Source organism: Pseudomonas sp. Pf153, assembly GCF_001269775.1.
In the GTDB taxonomy this organism is placed as follows: Bacteria; Pseudomonadota; Gammaproteobacteria; order Pseudomonadales; family Pseudomonadaceae; genus Aquipseudomonas; species Aquipseudomonas uvaldensis.
Window position 1 is genome coordinate 131,029 of the sequence record NZ_LHVL01000026.1, and the last position, 16,022, is coordinate 147,050.

The following is a 16,022-nucleotide window of genomic DNA, read 5'->3' on the forward strand; positions in this document are numbered from 1 at the left end:
CGCTTAGCTTTTTGTGGCCCCGTGAAAACGCCGCAGATCGAGCGTCAGCGGAAACTCATCATCCACCACCACGCTGGGTATCGACAGTTTCCCCGGCGTATGTCCGACACGGAAGAAACGCGCCATCCGCCGGCTTTCCGCTTCGTTGGCATTCACCGGCAGGCTGTCGTAATTGCGCCCGCCCGGATGGGCCACGTGGTACTGGCAACCGCCCATGGAGCGTTGCCCCCAGGTGTCGAGCAAGTCGAAGACCAGCGGCGCATGGACCGGGATGGTCGGTTGCAGGCAACTGGCCGGCTGCCAGGCGCGAAAACGCACCCCGGCCACGAACTCGCCGACCCGGCCCGTGGGTTGCAGCGGCACCGGCACGCCATTGCAGGTCAACAGATAGCGTTGCGGCGCCATGCCGCTGAGCTTGACTTGCAAGCGCTCCAGGGATGAATCCACATAGCGTACGGTTCCGCCTCCGCCCCCCTCTTCCCCCAGCACATGCCAGGGCTCCAGGGCCTGGCGCAGTTGCAGCTCGACACCGCCCACCGCGTAATCGCCCACCTTGGGGAAACGGAACTCCAGATGCGCAGCGAACCATTCGGCCCGCAACGGGTAACCGGCGACATTCAGCTCAGCAATGACGTCGGCAAAATCCTGCTCGATGAAATGCGGCAACAGGAACCGGTCGTGCAGTTCCGTGCCCCAGCGCGCCAGCTTTGCCGGTGCGTAAGGCTCGCGCCAGAACCGTGCCACCAGCGCGCGCAACAGCAGTTGCTGGGCCAGGCTCATGCGCGCATGAGGCGGCATTTCAAATGCACGCAACTCCAACAGGCCGAGGCGCCCGGTAGCACCGTCCGGTGAGTAAAGCTTGTCGATACAGAATTCAGCACGGTGGGTGTTGCCGGTCACGTCGATCAGCAGATTGCGCAACAACCGGTCCACCAACCAGGGTGGGCATTCTTCGCCGGGCCGCGGCATTTGCGCGAAGGCGATTTCCAACTCATACAACGCGTCGTTGCGCGCTTCGTCCACCCGTGGCGCCTGGGACGTCGGGCCGATGAACAATCCGGAAAACAGATAGGACAATGAAGGGTGGTTATGCCAGTAACTGATCAGGCTGCGCAGCAGGTCGGGGCGCCGCAGAAAGGGAGAATCACCGGGCGTCGCACCGCCCAGTACGAAATGGTTACCGCCACCGGTACCGGTGTGCCGGCCATCGATCATGAATTTTTCGGTGGTCAACCGGGTGAGTCGCGCCTGCTCGTAGAGGAACTCGGTGCGCTCCACCAGTTCATCCCAGGTCGCTGATGGCTGCACATTCACCTCGATCACACCCGGATCGGGCGTGATGCGGAAATTACCGAGGCGCGGATCGCTCGGCGGCTCGTAGCCTTCCAGCAGCACCGGGCATTGCAGTTCCTCGGCCGTCGCCTCGATGGCGGCGACCAGTTCCAGATAATCCTCGACCCGCTCCAGCGGCGGCATAAACAGATACAACCGCCCTTGCCGCGCTTCGGCACACAATGCCGTGCGGGTCAGCCAGTCGGCCGACTCGTCGATGGCGGGCGCCCGGTCCTGGTGGACAACCGCCTCGCCATGGTCGGCCAACTGCGCGGCGTCCGGCAGCCCGGGCAGATCCTGGTTCGGGTCGGTGGGATGGATAAAGGGATACTCCGCCGCCTTCACCCAAGGCTGGGACGACAGGGGCAGGCGATAGCCCAGGGGCGAATCTCCCGGCACCAGCCGGCAATGTTCGTCCCGCAGATACCAGCGGCCGCTTTGCCATTGATCACCCTTGGCGGTGCGCGCCAGCGGCAGGACCTGGCCGATGATTTTATCCAGGCCTTGGCTGAATACCTTGCGCAGCCGTGCCCGCTCCAGGGCATCTTCCAGGCGCGGGCCTTGCGCGGTGACGTTCAAGGGCAAGGTGCCTTCACGCCAGAGGTAATAGAAGTTGTCTTCGTAGGCAGGGAATACGAAGCGCGTAGGGATTTTCAAACGCTCAGCGACGCTCGTCAGAAATCGCCCGGCCATCCCACCATCGGCACCGTAATCCTGCTGCTCATCCGCAATCAAGGCGTCGTTGTGCCAGATCGGCACCCCGTCACGCCGCCAATAACAATTGAGCGACCAGCGTGGCAGCGGCTCGCCGGGGTACCATTTGCCTTGACCAAAATGCACCAGCCCCCGGGGTGCGTAGTGCTTGCGCAGCCGCTGAAACAACTCGGCGGAGAGCCTGCGCTTGTCGGGTCCGAGCGCGGCGGTGTTCCACTCGGCACCGTCCGGGTCATCGATGGAAACAAATGTTGGCTCGCCGCCCATGGTCAACCGCACATCGCCTTCCAGCAGATCGGCATCGATCTGCTGGCCCAACGCCTGGATCGCCAGCCACTGCTCGTCGGTATAAGGCTTGGTCACCCGGGGTGCTTCCCAGATCCGTTCCACAGCCATTTCGTGGCTGAATTCGCACTCGCAAGGTTCTACCAGGCCCGTGATGGGGGCCGCCGAGGACGGATCAGGACTACAGGCCAATGGGATATGTCCTTCGCCGGCAAACAGCCCGGACGTCGCATCCAGGCCAATCCAGCCGGCGCCCGGCAGGTAGACCTCGCACCAGGCATGCAGATCCGTGAAATCCACTTCCGTGCCGGAAGGGCCATCGAGGCTTTTGACATCGGCGGTCAACTGGATCAAGTAACCGGAAACGAAACGCGCGGCCAGCCCAAGGTGGCGCAGGAGCTGCACCAACAGCCAGGCCGAATCGCGACAGGAGCCAGACCCTCGTTCAAGGGTGTGCTCCGGCGTCTGCACGCCCGGCTCCATGCGAATCAGGTAGTCGATGTCTTTGCTCAGCCGCTGGTTGAGCCCCACCAGGAAATCCACCGCCGGCAACGGCGCCCGCTCGATGCTGTCCAGATAAGCCTTGAAACGAGGTGTCAGCGGCAGCTTCTCCAGGTAAGGCATCAGCTCGTGCTTTTCATCAGCCGCATAGGTAAACGGAATCTGCTCGGCGTAGGGCTCGAGAAAGAAATCGAATGGATTGAACACCGCCATTTCCGCCAGCAGATCGACTTCGATCCGCAGTTCCCGGGTTTTCTCGGGAAACACCAGTCGCGCCAGGTAATTACCCTGGGGATCCTGTTGCCAGTTGATGAAGTGCTTATCGGGCGAAACCTTCAAGGCATAAGACAGAATGCGTGTACGACTATGGGGCGCCGGGCGCAGGCGAACGATCTGCGGGCCCAATTCGACGGAGCGGTCGTAGCGGTAATGCGTGACGTGATGCAAAGCGACATGGATCGACACGGCGTGCCTCCTGCGGGCCTGGAGCGTTATCGAAAGCGGGGCAAGACTTATGCCATGCGGGCAAGCCGGACACTTTTTTCGTCTGCACAGGACAGTAGAGCACTAAAAACCCATGACGCCCGTATTCCTGCCATAGGAACCGGGCAATGGCTTAGCGCCGCGCCAGAAAGTAAAACGCCAGCTCTCAGGCTGGCGTTTTACTTTCTCGCTCAAAGATCAGCGCGGCACGACAGGCTTGCGCGCCGGCTTGGGTCCCTTGCCCTTCGCGGCATCCTTGCGCTCCTTGGCCGCCTTCTGGTTGCGAGCGAAGGCCGCGGCCTTGGCTTGCTCGCGCTTGTCCCACGGATTGCCACCGTCACTGGCGCGTGGTGGCTGACCGGTGTGCTGGGTCAGGATCCGGGTGGTTTCCTTGCCCACCTTGTGGCTACCCGCCGGCGTCGAGTTCTTGCGGCGGGCACTCTGGTAGCTGTCGGTGGCTGGCTGGTGCAGCGGAATCAGCTGATGCTTGCCCGGCCCGATCAGGTCGGCGCGGCCCATGCGGGTCAGTGCCTCACGCAGCATCGGCCAGCCCTTGGGGTCGTGATAGCGCAGGAAAGCCTTGTGCAGACGGCGCTGCTCCTCGCTCTTCACGATGGTGACGCCGTCGCTCTTGTAAGTGACCTTGCGCAGCGGGTTCTTGCCCGAATGGTACATCGCCGTGGCGCTGGCCATCGGCGACGGGTAGAACGCCTGCACCTGGTCGGCACGGAACCCATTGCCCTTGAGCCACAGCGCCAGGTTCATCATGTCTTCGTCGGTCGTGCCTGGGTGGGCGGCGATGAAATACGGAATCAGGTACTGCTCTTTCCCGGCTTCCTTACTGAACTTCTCGAACATCCGCTTGAACCGGTCATAAGTGCCGATACCCGGTTTCATCATCTGGTTGAGCGGACCTTCCTCGGTGTGTTCCGGGGCGATCTTCAAGTAGCCACCGACGTGGTGGGTCACCAGTTCCTTGACGTATTCCGGCGACTCGACCGCCAGGTCGTAGCGCAGGCCGGACGCGATAAGGATCTTCTTCACCCCCGGCAATGCCCGGGCGCTGCGATACAACTGGATCAGCGAAGAATGGTCGGTGTTGAGGTTCGGGCAAATGCCCGGGAATACGCAGGACGGCTTACGGCACGCGGATTCGATTTCCGGACTCTTGCAGGCGATGCGGTACATGTTCGCGGTCGGGCCGCCGAGGTCGGAAATGACACCGGTGAAACCCGGCACCTTGTCACGGATTTCTTCGATCTCGCGGATGATCGACTCTTCGGAGCGGTTCTGGATGATCCGGCCTTCGTGCTCGGTGATCGAGCAGAACGTGCAGCCGCCAAAGCAGCCGCGCATGATGTTCACCGAGAAACGGATCATCTCGTAGGCTGGAATTTTCTCCTTGCCATACGCCGGATGCGGAACACGTGCGTAAGGCATGCCGAAGACGTAGTCCATTTCCTCGGTGGTCATGGGAATGGGCGGCGGGTTGAACCAGACATCGACCTCGCCATGCTTCTGCACCAGCGCCCGGGCGTTTCCAGGGTTGGTTTCCAGATGCAGCACCCGGTTGGCATGGGCGTAGAGCACAGGGTCGTTGCGCACCTTTTCCACCGACGGCAGGCGGATTACGGTCTTGTCGCGGGTCATCTTCGGGCTCGCCAGGATTTGCACGACCTTGGCTTCGTTCGGGTCTTCGACCTGGCCCTTTTCCTGCTCGATGGCGCAGGCAGCGGTGTCCTGGGTATTCACGTACGGGTTGATGATCTTGTCGATCTTGCCCGGACGGTCGATACGGGTGGAATCGATTTCGTACCAGTCCTTGGGCGTGTCACGGCGGATGAAAGCCGTGCCGCGTACGTCGGTGATATCTTCGATTTTCTGACCATAGGACAAGCGCTGCGCCACTTCGACAATGGCCCGTTCGGCGTTGCCATAAAGCAGGATATCGGCGCTGGCGTCGATCAGGATCGAGTTGCGCACCCGGTCCTGCCAGTAATCGTAATGGGCGATGCGACGCAGGGACGCCTCGATCCCGCCGAGCACGATCGGCACATGCTTGTAGGCTTCCTTGCAACGCTGGCTGTAAACCAGGCTCGCACGATCCGGCCGCTTGCCCGCCAGGCCACCGGGGGTGTAGGCGTCATCGGAACGGATTTTCTTGTCGGCGGTGTAACGGTTGATCATCGAGTCCATGTTGCCGGCCGCGACACCGAAAAACAGGTTGGGCTCGCCAAGCTTCATGAAGTCGTCCTTGGACTGCCAGTTCGGCTGGGCAATGATTCCCACCCGGAAACCCTGGGCCTCCAGCAGCCGACCGATGATCGCCATGCCGAACGACGGGTGATCGACGTAGGCATCGCCGGTCACGATGATGATGTCGCATGAATCCCAGCCAAGCTGATCCATCTCCTCCCTGCTCATGGGCAGGAACGGCGCCGGGCCGAAACACTCGGCCCAGTACTTGGGATAGTCAAATAACGGCTTGGCTGCTTGCATGTCGATGACCGGTATAAAGGATGAAAAATCGCGGGCGCGGAATATAGCACAAAAAATAACCAATTCCGACGACTATGGTCGGAAATGATGGAGCTTGACGCAAATCAAATGTGGGAGCGGCTTGCTCGCGAAAGCGGTCGGACATCCAACATCGATGTCGACTGATCCACCGCTTTCGCGAGCAAGCCCGCTCCCACAAGGAGCATTGCAGCCCTTCAAAAAGACAAGGTCTTATTCGTCATCATCGAAGTTATAGCTACCCGGCGCGAGGTTCTCAAAGCGCGTGTACTTACCGATGAACGCCAGGCGGACAAAGCCGATCGGGCCGTTCCGCTGCTTGCCGATGATGATTTCGGCGATGCCCTTGTGCTCCGTCTCGGGGTGATACACCTCGTCGCGGTACACGAACATGATGACGTCGGCGTCCTGCTCGATCGCTCCGGATTCCCGCAAGTCGGAGTTCACCGGGCGCTTGTTCGGACGCTGTTCCAGGGAGCGGTTCAACTGGGAAAGTGCCACCACCGGGCAGTTGAACTCCTTGGCCAGGGCCTTGAGGGAACGAGAAATCTCGGAAATCTCGTTTGTCCGGTTATCGCCACTGGAACCCGGAATCTGCATCAGTTGCAGGTAGTCGATCATGATCAGGCCGATTTCGCCGTGCTCACGCGCCACGCGACGGGTTCGGGCGCGCATTTCCGACGGACTGATACCGGCGGTGTCGTCGATGAACAGCTTGCGGTCATTGAGCAGGTTGACCGCCGAGGTCAGGCGCGGCCAGTCGTCGTCTTCCAGTTGGCCGGAACGGACCTTGGTCTGGTCGATGCGCCCCAGGGACGAGAGCATACGCATGATCAGGGATTCACCTGGCATCTCCAGGGAATAGACCAAGACGACCTTATCGCTGCGCAACACGGCGTTTTCCACCAGGTTCATCGCAAAAGTGGTCTTACCCATCGAGGGACGACCGGCCACGATGATCAGGTCGGCCGGTTGCAGGCCGCTGGTTTTCTCGTCGAGATCGGTATAGCCGGTGGACAGGCCGGTGATCGCGTCCGCCGTGTTGAACAGGGTGTCGATGCGATCGATGGCCTTGGTCAGCAGGTCGTTGACGCCGACCGGGCCACCGGTCTTTGGCCGCGCCTCGGCGATCTGGAAGATCTGCCGTTCGGCTTCGTCGAGGATCTCTTCAGCGGTCCGCCCTTCGGGGTTGAATGCGCTGTCGGCAATTTCATTACTGATGCCGATCAACTGACGCAAGGTCGCCCGCTGGCGGACAATCTGCGCATAGGCCTTGATGTTGGCGACGGACGGCGTGTTTTTCGCCAGCTCGCCCAGGTAACCGAGGCCACCGACCTGGGACGTCTGGCCTTCCTTGTCCAGTTGCTCGGCCAAGGTGACCACGTCGATTGGCAGGTTCTGGTCGGCCAACCGGGCGATGGCGCGGAAAATCAGGCGGTGGTCATGGCGGTAGAAATCGCCGTCGGAGACTTGATCGAGCACGCGTTCCCAGGCGTTGTTGTCCAGCATCAGGCCACCGAGCACGGCCTGTTCGGCCTCGATGGAATGTGGCGGCACCTTCAGGGCAGCGGTTTGCAGATCGTATTGCTCTGGGGCGGTAATTTCGTTCATGGCCACTGGGATTCTGGTGATAAAAGCAGGGGTTGCAGAAAGACAAAGGGCACGACCCTGTAAACAGGATCGTGCCCGATGTTACCGGCTCGCACCCGAGGGTGCCAGCCGACAGGGCTGCTTAGGCTGCTACCACAACAACGCGTACGGTGGCTTCAACTTCGGCGTGCAGGTGCACGGCTACGTCGAATTCACCTACGTTGCGGATGGTGCCGTTCGGCAGACGAACTTCGCTCTTGGCAACTTCAACGCCAGAGGCGGTCAGTGCGTCAGCGATGTCGTGAGTACCGATCGAACCGAACAGCTTGCCTTCGTCGCCAGCGGTGGCAGTGATGGTCACTTCCAGCTCGGCCAGTTGGGCAGCACGGCTTTCAGCCGATGCCTTACGGTCTGCAGCGGCTTTTTCCAGCTCGGCGCGACGCTCTTCGAACGCAGCCAGGTTGGCAGCGGTCGCAGCGGTGGCCTTGCCGAAAGGCAGCAGGTAGTTACGGCCGTAACCGGCCTTAACGTTTACTTTGTCGCCCAGGTTGCCCAGGTTGGCGATTTTTTCCAGAAGGATCAGTTGCATGTGAAAATCCTCTAACTTTTAACCTTCACCGTTCGCGTTGTCGGCGTCTTTCGGCGCCATACGACCGCGAAAATCAATCAGGCTGTCGACGATGGCCAGGACCACCAGCAACGGATAGATCAGCTGCATGAACAGCAACAACGTGACGTACAACCCCACCAGCCAGAACCTGGCCAGTCGCTTCTGCGCCACCAGCCCGTGAATCAGGGCCAGGGCAGCGAAGACCAGCGGTACGCTGCACAACGGCGTGAGCATGGCCATCTGTGGACCGAAGTTCGGCCCCAGAAGCATGCCCGCCAGCAGCAACATCGCCAGCCCAAGCGGGAAACGGATGGCGCGAAATTCGCGACCAAAACCACCCGGGTTGTACAACAACGCCTGCCAGTAGCGCCCGATAATCAGGCTCAGCACACTGACGATTTGCAACAAGGCCGCAATCAGGCCGGTCAGGACCGGGGCAACCAGGGACGCAAAGCGCGCTTGCTCCTCTACCGTCATCTGTCGGTAGAGCTCGCCGAGGGCTTCGGGCAGGATTTTTATCAAAGCCTGCGACAGCATCTCGATCTGGGGCGCGAAAGCCGCCCCGAGCACCACTGAAAACACCACTCCCAGCGCTATGCTGACCAGCAGCACGCGGTTCCAGGATTCGCTTGCGCGCAACACCAACGCCAGCGCCGAAGACCCCAGCAGCACCATCAGTGCCCGCGGGTCAGCGGAAGTCAGCCACCAGAGCAAGGCCGGCAGCAATCCCAGAGCAAGAACGCCAAGGGCGTCCCTCGGTCCGCGCCGCAGGAGTACCAGACTCCCGGCGGCAGCACCCAACCAATACAACAACGGCAATGCCGCACATCCAGCCACTACCAGAGTGGCCTGCATACGGCCGCGCATGATGAACTCAGCTATGGCGCGCATGCATTCAATCCTTTGCTACGTGTCGACTGCCCGGTCTCAGCGGCCGTGGCTGTCGGTGTAGGCCAGCAGGGCCAGGAAGCGGGCGCGCTTGATAGCGGTGGCCAGCTGACGCTGATAACGAGCTTTGGTACCGGTGATGCGGCTTGGAACGATTTTGCCGGTCTCGGATACGTAGGCTTTCAGGGTGTTGAGATCTTTGTAGTCGATCTCTTTCACGTCTTCAGCGGTGAAGCGGCAGAATTTACGACGACGGAAGAAACGTGCCATGTGATTGGCTCCTTAGAAGGTCCGTGGATTACTCGTCAGCGTTGTCGCTGTTGTCGCTGTCGCTATCGCTGTCATCGCCTTCGGCGCTGTCAGCATGCTCAGGACGGTCGCGACGCTCACGGCGCTCACTGCGGTTTTCTTCAGCCTTGAGCATCTCGGATTGGCCAGTGATGGCTTCTTCGCGACGGATGACCAGGTTACGGATCACTGCATCGTTGTAGCGGAAGTTGTCTTCCAGCTCGGCCAGGGCCTTGCCGGTGCACTCAACGTTCAGCATCACGTAGTGAGCCTTGTGAACATTGTTGATTGCGTAGGCCAGTTGACGACGGCCCCAGTCTTCCAGACGGTGGATCTTGCCGCCGTCTTCTTCGATCAGCTTGGTGTAACGCTCAACCATGCCGCCGACTTGCTCGCTTTGATCCGGGTGGACCAAAAAGATGATTTCGTAATGACGCATGAATGCTCCTTACGGGTTGTAGCCTGCCGCTCAAAAACGGTCAGACAAGGAGTGAATGACACTTATGGACTTGTGGACGCTAGACACATAAGTGCCTGCCATCACAGCAAGGGGCGCAATTGTAGAGAAGGGGCGAGGGAGGCGCAAGGTAATTGGTGATTATTTGAACAGTCACTGTATCTGCCCGCTCCCACAGTTTGATTGGGCCTGACCTCAAGGCTTCTTGGCAGCCGCCTTGGCCCCACGCTGGCGCATCGCCTCGAACAGGCACACACCCGTCGCGACCGAAACGTTGAGGCTGCTGACGCTACCGGCCATCGGCAGCTTGACCAGGTAGTCGCAATGTTCACGGGTCAGGCGGCGCATGCCCTTGCCTTCGGCGCCCATGATCAGGATCGTCGGGCCGGTCAGATCCTGGTCATATAGGCTGACCTCGGCCTCCCCCGCCGTGCCTACCACCCACAAGCCGCGCTGCTGGAGTTTTTCCAGGGTACGCGCCAGGTTGGTCACGGCCACCAGCGGGATGACTTCCGCGGCCCCGCAGGCGACCTTGCGCACCACCGGCGTCAATGTCGCCGACTTGTCCTTGGGCACAATCACCGCCAGCGCCCCGGCGGCATCCGCCGAACGCAGGCAAGCACCCAGATTGTGAGGATCGGTCACGCCATCCAGGACCAGCAGCAGAGGGGCACCCTCGGTACGGTCGAGCAGCTCGTCGAGCATCGCCTCTCCCCAGACCTGGCTCGGGCTGACTTCCGCCACCACCCCTTGGTGCACGCCTTCGACCCAGGCATCCATCTCGCGCCGCTCGGCCTGGCCGATCGCCACGCGATTTTCGTTGGCCAGTTCAACCAGGGTCTGGACCCGTGGCTCGCTACGGCCTTCGGCCAGCCAGATCTGCTTGACCCGCTTGGGATGATGACGCAGCAACGCTTCCACGGCATGCACGCCGTAGATTTTTTCCAACTGACTCATGATTTGGCCTTGGGTTTACGCGCCCCGCCACTTTTGGCTGGGGCCGAGCCCGCTTTCGACGGGCCCTTACGGTGTTTGCTCGGCTTGCTGGCTGCCTTGTCCGCAGTGGACCGTCCAGATTTCGCTCCAGACGACGCCTTGCCACCGGTCTTGGCTTCGGCCAGCAACGCCTTCTTCATCTCACGGCTCTTGCGAACCTCGGCGTTTTTCGCCGCGGCATCGCTCGGGCGATACGCTTCGACAGCTTTTTCCTTCGCGCCACGCCGAGCAGGCTTGGACGACGCAGGTTCAGCCGTGGCCTTACCCGCAGGCGCAACGGTCTCGGCACCGCGCTTCTTGCGACCAATCGGCGCCTTGAGGGTATTTTCCGCCATCTCGAAATCGATCTTGCGCTCGTCGAGATCGACGCGCATCACCCGCACCTCGACGGTATCGCCCAGACGGAAGCTGCGACCGGTACGTTCCCCCGCCAGACGGTGATGCACAGGGTCGAAGTGGTAGTAATCGGCCGGCAGCGCGGTGACATGTACCAGGCCTTCGACATAGATATCGGTCAGCTCGACGAACAAGCCGAAACCGGTCACGGCGGTAATCACGCCCGGGAACGACTCGCCCACGCGATCCTTCATGTATTCGCATTTGAGCCAGTTCACCACGTCGCGAGTGGCTTCGTCGGCGCGCCGCTCGCTCATCGAGCACTGTTCGCCGAGTTGCTCCAGGGCCGCCTCGTCGTACGGGTAGATACGTGCTTTCGGAATCGTCATCGCGCCGGCACGCTTGACGTGCGGGGTATTCATCTTCGAGTGGATCACGCTGCGGATCGCCCGGTGCGTAAGCAGGTCGGGATAACGGCGGATCGGCGAAGTGAAGTGGGTGTAGGCTTCGTAATTGAGACCGAAGTGACCCTGGTTGTCGGCGGTGTATACCGCCTGGCTCAACGAGCGCAGCATGACGGTCTGGATCAGATGGAAATCCGGGCGATCCTTGATACCGGCCAGCAACGCCTGGTAATCCTTGGGCGTCGGACCTTCCTTGCCCTTGTGCAGGGACAAACCGAGTTCACCGAGAAACGCCCGCAGCTTTTCCAGGCGCTCCGGCGGCGGGCCGTCGTGGACCCGATACAACGCCGGGATCTCATGCTTTTGCAGAAATTGTGCGGTAGCCACGTTGGCCGCCAGCATGCATTCCTCGATCAGCTTGTGGGCGTCATTGCGCACGGTCGGACGAATCTCGGCAATCTTGCGCTCGGAGCCGAAGATGATCCGGGTTTCCTGGGTTTCGAAATCAATCGCACCGCGTACATGCCGAGCCGCCAGCAGCACCTTGTACAGCGCATAAAGCTGCTTGAGGTGCGGCAGCACGTCGGTGTATTCGCCACGCAACTTGCGCGCCTCGGCCAGTTTCGGCGTTTCCAGCATTGCACTGACCTTGTTGTAGGTCAGACGGGCGTGAGAATGGATGACCGCTTCGTAGAAGCAGTAGTCGGTCATTTCGCCGGTCTTGGAGATGGTCATCTCGCAGACCATGGCCAGGCGATCAACGTGGGGGTTGAGCGAGCACAGCCCGTTGGACAGTTGCTCAGGCAGCATCGGTACGACGCGCTCAGGGAAGTACACCGAGTTGCCACGCACCTGGGCCTCGGCATCCAGCGCCGAACCGAGCTTCACGTAGCTGGACACATCGGCGATGGCGACGTACAGCTTCCAGCCACCGGAGAACAGGCGCAGTTTGCCCGGCCGGGCTTCGCAGTAGACCGCATCGTCGAAGTCCCGCGCGTCCTCGCCGTCGATGGTGACGAACGGCAGGTGGCGCAGGTCGATGCGTTTCTCTTTGTCTTTCTCTTCGACTTCCGGCTTGAGCTTGCCGGCTTCCTTCAGGACCGCTTCAGGCCAGACGTGAGGGATGTCATAGGTACGCAGGGCAACGTCGATCTCCATGCCCGGCGCCATGTAGTTACCGACCACCTCGATCACATCGCCCTGGGGCTGGAAGCGCGGGGTTGGCCAGTGGGTGATCTTCACTTCGACGAACTGACCGATCTTGGCGTTGGCGTTGCGGCCCGGAGTGACCAGCACTTCCTGCTGAATCTTGGGATTGTCGGCGACGACGAAGCCGATGCCGCCTTCTTCGAAGTAGCGACCAACGATGCTCTCATGGGCGCGGGACACCACCTCGACGATCACACCTTCACGGCGACCGCGGCGGTCCAGGCCGGACACACGGGCCAGCGCACGGTCACCGTCGAACACCAGGCGCATCTGAGCCGGGCTCATGAACAGGTCGTCGCTGCCATCGTCCGGAATCAGGAAGCCGAAACCGTCGCGGTGCCCGGCAATACGCCCCAGGATCAGGTCGAGCTTGTCCACCGGTGCGTAAGTGCCACGTCGGGTGTAGATCAGTTGAGCGTCGCGCTCCATGGCGCGCAGACGGCGGCGCAGGGCTTCGAGCTGGTCTTCGGTGGTCAGACCGAACTCTTCGACCAACTGTTCGCGGCTGGCGGGCGACCCCCTGTCGGCGAGATGCGCCAGGATCAGTTCGCGGCTGGGAATAGGGTTTTCGTATTTTTCCGCTTCACGAGCGGCCTCGGGATCGAGGGATTGCCAATCGGCCATTAGAGAGTTTTCACCTTGTCTATATGCGGGTTAGTTTGGCATAGGCGTAATGAAACGGGAAATTTCAGGCATTCGGCGGCCTTTCAGAATTTTTTTGACCCGCCTTTGGTGCCTGAGATCGCACCGCTCGCGAAATTTCCCGTTTTTTTTATCAAGAGGGGTTTACAGTTAAAAACACGCTCCGTATAGTGCGCGCCATCGACGACGCACACACGTTGCCGATGCTGCCCAGATGGTGAAATTGGTAGACACGCCAGCTTCAGGTGCTGGTGACCGCAAGGTCGTGGAAGTTCGAGTCTTCTTCTGGGCACCATTTTCAGCGACAGACCCTCGGTCTGCCAGCTACCAAAAACCCGCGAAAGCGGGTTTTTTCGTTTTACCCCTCCTGAAAATCCGATTTCGCAATTACTAAAACAAAAACAGGGGTTTACAGATCAAAAGGCGCTCCGTATAGTGCGCCACATCAACAGCGGCAACGCTGAAGATGCTGCCCAGATGGTGAAATTGGTAGACACGCCAGCTTCAGGTGCTGGTGACCGCAAGGTCGTGGAAGTTCGAGTCTTCTTCTGGGCACCAATTCAAGCTTCAAGGCACCAAGCCTTGAACCTGACAGAAACCCGCGAAAGCGGGTTTTTTGCGTTTCAGGGTTCTGTGATTCACGGTCAGAACCGCTATCGCGAGCAGGCACGCTTCCACAGCTGATCCCCAATGTTAATCGGACCAATGTGGGAGCGAGCCAGCTCGCGATGAGGTCTGCCCGGCCAGCAATCAGGCCCGGAACTGCCCCAGGCTCGCCTTCAACTGTGCCGCCAGGCTGTCCAGCACCTTACCGCTGGCCGTTGTCTCGACCACGGCCTGGGCGGCTTTCTCGGCCTGGGCATGAATGGTTTCCACCCGTCCGCGCACGGCTTGTGCACCCTGGGCCTGATGAGCTGCCGCCTGGGTCGCCAGACCGATGGCCGCGTGCACCTGCTCCACGGAGGCTTGCACCGACTGCTGCAAGCGAGCACTGTCTCGCAAGACCAACAACCCTTCATTGGCCTGGCGCCCGGCCTGGCCAATCGCAGCCACCGCTTCGCGGGCACCTTGTTGCAACGCCACGATATGGGCCTGGATATCGCCAGTCGAACTCTGGGTCTTGCTTGCCAGCGCCCGCACCTCGTCCGCCACCACCGCAAACCCCCGCCCGGTCTCCCCGGCCCGCGCCGCTTCGATAGCCGCGTTCAAGGCCAACAGGTTGGTCTGCTCGGCGATGCCGTGGATCACGGTCAGCACCACTTCAATCTGCTCGCTCTGCTGAGCCAGTCGCTCAATGACTTTGGCTCCGGTGTCCACCTGCCCGGCCAGCGCCTCGATCAGGCTGCCGACCTTGGCCGATGTCCGAGTGTTCTCATCGGTGGCCTGGCGAATCTCCACCACTTGCTGCAAGGCTGCCTGCATTGCCTGGCTTTCCGATTGAGCCTCGTCGGCCATCTGCGACAAGGCTTGCAGGCTCTCGGCGACTTCATCGCGTTGCATCCCGGCCGCCGCGTCGGCGCCGGAATTGCGCAGCGTCATCGCGCCGATCTCAAGCCCCGTGCGCTGGGCCACCTCACCCGCCTCCCGTACGATGGGCTGCAACTTGTCCACAAAGCGATTGACCGCCGAGGCCATGTCGCCAATCTCGTCCTTGCTGTTGATTTGCACGCGCTTGGTCAGATCCCCCTCGCCCGCCGCCAGATCGTTCATTGCCGCGATCAACAACCGCAAGCGATTGACAACCCGACGCCCCAGGACCACGGCCAACAGTACCAGCACGCCAAAGCCTACCAGCGCCAGGCCAAGGCCGATGCGCCAGCGCAAGGTATTCGCGGCCTCTTGCACGGTGCTGGCGGTATTAGTCTGCATTTCGGTGGCAGTGGCCTGCGCCGACTGCAACCGGCCACGCATGGCGCTGGCACTGTCGGCCGCCGCCCCCTTGAGGCTGTCGCCGACCAACTGATCACTGCTGGCAATCAACGCCGAGAAACGCTGGTCCAGCGCCTTCAGGTCGGTTTCCACCGATGCAGTGGAAACCCCCATCAACACCTTGCCGATTTCCACGCCATTGGGGTTGATCGGCGCCTCGATGTAATAGACAGAGGGATCGTTTTTCGCCGCATCCAGCACTTTGTCCAATGCCCGCTCGCCCTTGCCCTTTTCCAGCAAAGCCTTGTTGATCGCGTTCTCCCGGTTCAGATAACGGGTCAGGTGCTCGCCATTGGCATCGTCATAGATGACGAACAATACGTTGGGATTGCGCTGCGCCCGGCGGGCGAATTCGGAGAGCGTCGGAATGTCGCTGTCCCACATGGCCCGAGGAGCGACGGAGGCAAGGAGCTGCGCCATATCATTGGCGGACTCTCGCAGATCTTTTTCCAGAGTGCCACGCAACTGCGCCTGCTCTTCCTTCAAGCGCACAGACAAGCCGGCATTCAGGCGCTGACGCGTACTGGCGGACAGGCTGTCCAGGCTTGAGGTCACCTCGCGCCCAGCCTGCTCCAGCTCACTGGAAAGCTTCTGGCTATCGGCCCCCAGGCGCGAACTCAGGTCAGCCTCCAGCGCCGTGACCGTGCTCCGGGTCAGCGCCACGGCCACCAGCACTTGCACCAAAAGGGCGATACCAAGCGTAACGAACACAGGCCGTAGCAAACGGCTTTGTAACAGTGAGAGAACGGCCGACACGTGAAATCCCTCTACCAACGCCATTAAATTGATGACACGTCCAAAGAAGCGCCAATAATGGAGATTCATAGCAAGTGTCGTGCCG

General features: G+C 60.9%; 10 protein-coding genes, 2 tRNA genes and 1 pseudogene. 2 read left to right on the forward strand and 11 right to left on the reverse strand.

The features are described 5' to 3' along the window. Positions 1–3: 3 nt before the first annotated feature. The 9 genes from AD666_RS19865 to rnr form a co-directional block, all read right to left on the reverse strand. A complete protein-coding gene (locus AD666_RS19865) occupies positions 4–3,297 on the reverse strand; it encodes a DUF2126 domain-containing protein (protein WP_053155620.1) in 3,294 nt (1,097 codons plus the stop codon). A gap of 216 nt (positions 3,298–3,513) precedes the next feature. Next, positions 3,514–5,814 carry a YgiQ family radical SAM protein gene (locus AD666_RS19870; RefSeq protein ID WP_053155622.1) on the reverse strand — a complete coding sequence of 767 codons (2,301 nt, stop codon included), beginning with the start codon at positions 5,812–5,814 and terminating at the stop codon, positions 3,514–3,516. A gap of 231 nt (positions 5,815–6,045) precedes the next feature. Further along, positions 6,046–7,443, reverse strand: a complete 1,398-nt coding sequence (gene dnaB / locus AD666_RS19875) for a replicative DNA helicase (RefSeq protein ID WP_053155624.1) — start codon at positions 7,441–7,443, stop codon at positions 6,046–6,048. 121 nt (positions 7,444–7,564) lie between these two features. Then, entirely contained in the window at positions 7,565–8,011 is a 447-nt protein-coding gene (rplI, locus tag AD666_RS19880) for a 50S ribosomal protein L9 (protein ID WP_003186385.1), read from the reverse strand. An 18-nt stretch (positions 8,012–8,029) separates the two neighbouring features. Next, positions 8,030–8,923: a hypothetical protein gene (locus tag AD666_RS19885; protein WP_053155626.1), complete on the reverse strand. Its 894-nt coding sequence runs from the start codon at positions 8,921–8,923 to the stop codon at positions 8,030–8,032. Positions 8,924–8,959: 36 nt separating this feature from the next. After that, entirely contained in the window at positions 8,960–9,190 is a 231-nt protein-coding gene (gene rpsR / locus AD666_RS19890; protein WP_002551829.1) for a 30S ribosomal protein S18, read from the reverse strand. Positions 9,191–9,218: 28 nt separating this feature from the next. Further along, positions 9,219–9,647, reverse strand: a complete 429-nt coding sequence (rpsF, locus tag AD666_RS19895; RefSeq protein WP_053155628.1) for a 30S ribosomal protein S6 — start codon at positions 9,645–9,647, stop codon at positions 9,219–9,221. Positions 9,648–9,860: 213 nt separating this feature from the next. Continuing rightward, positions 9,861–10,622, reverse strand: a complete 762-nt coding sequence (gene rlmB, locus AD666_RS19900; protein WP_053155630.1) for a 23S rRNA (guanosine(2251)-2'-O)-methyltransferase RlmB — start codon at positions 10,620–10,622, stop codon at positions 9,861–9,863. Beyond that, positions 10,619–13,234, reverse strand: a complete 2,616-nt coding sequence (gene rnr / locus AD666_RS19905) for a ribonuclease R (protein WP_053155632.1) — start codon at positions 13,232–13,234, stop codon at positions 10,619–10,621. The genes rlmB and rnr overlap by 4 nt, the downstream gene beginning before the upstream one ends. 226 nt (positions 13,235–13,460) lie before the next feature. Here rnr and AD666_RS19910 point away from each other — a divergent pair. Both AD666_RS19910 and AD666_RS19915 read left to right on the forward strand, forming a co-directional pair. Next, positions 13,461–13,547, forward strand: a tRNA-Leu gene (locus AD666_RS19910). 176 nt (positions 13,548–13,723) lie between these two features. Next, positions 13,724–13,810 (forward strand) — tRNA-Leu (locus tag AD666_RS19915). Positions 13,811–14,002: 192 nt separating this feature from the next. Here the strand turns inward: AD666_RS19915 and AD666_RS27040 are convergent. Both AD666_RS27040 and AD666_RS27045 read right to left on the reverse strand, forming a co-directional pair. Then, positions 14,003–14,887: a methyl-accepting chemotaxis protein gene (locus AD666_RS27040; protein ID WP_371259611.1), complete on the reverse strand. Its 885-nt coding sequence runs from the start codon at positions 14,885–14,887 to the stop codon at positions 14,003–14,005. 21 nt (positions 14,888–14,908) lie between these two features. After that, positions 14,909–16,006 (reverse strand): annotated as a pseudogene (locus tag AD666_RS27045) (methyl-accepting chemotaxis protein); the annotation flags it as partial. Between the last annotated feature and the right edge of the window lie 16 nt (positions 16,007–16,022).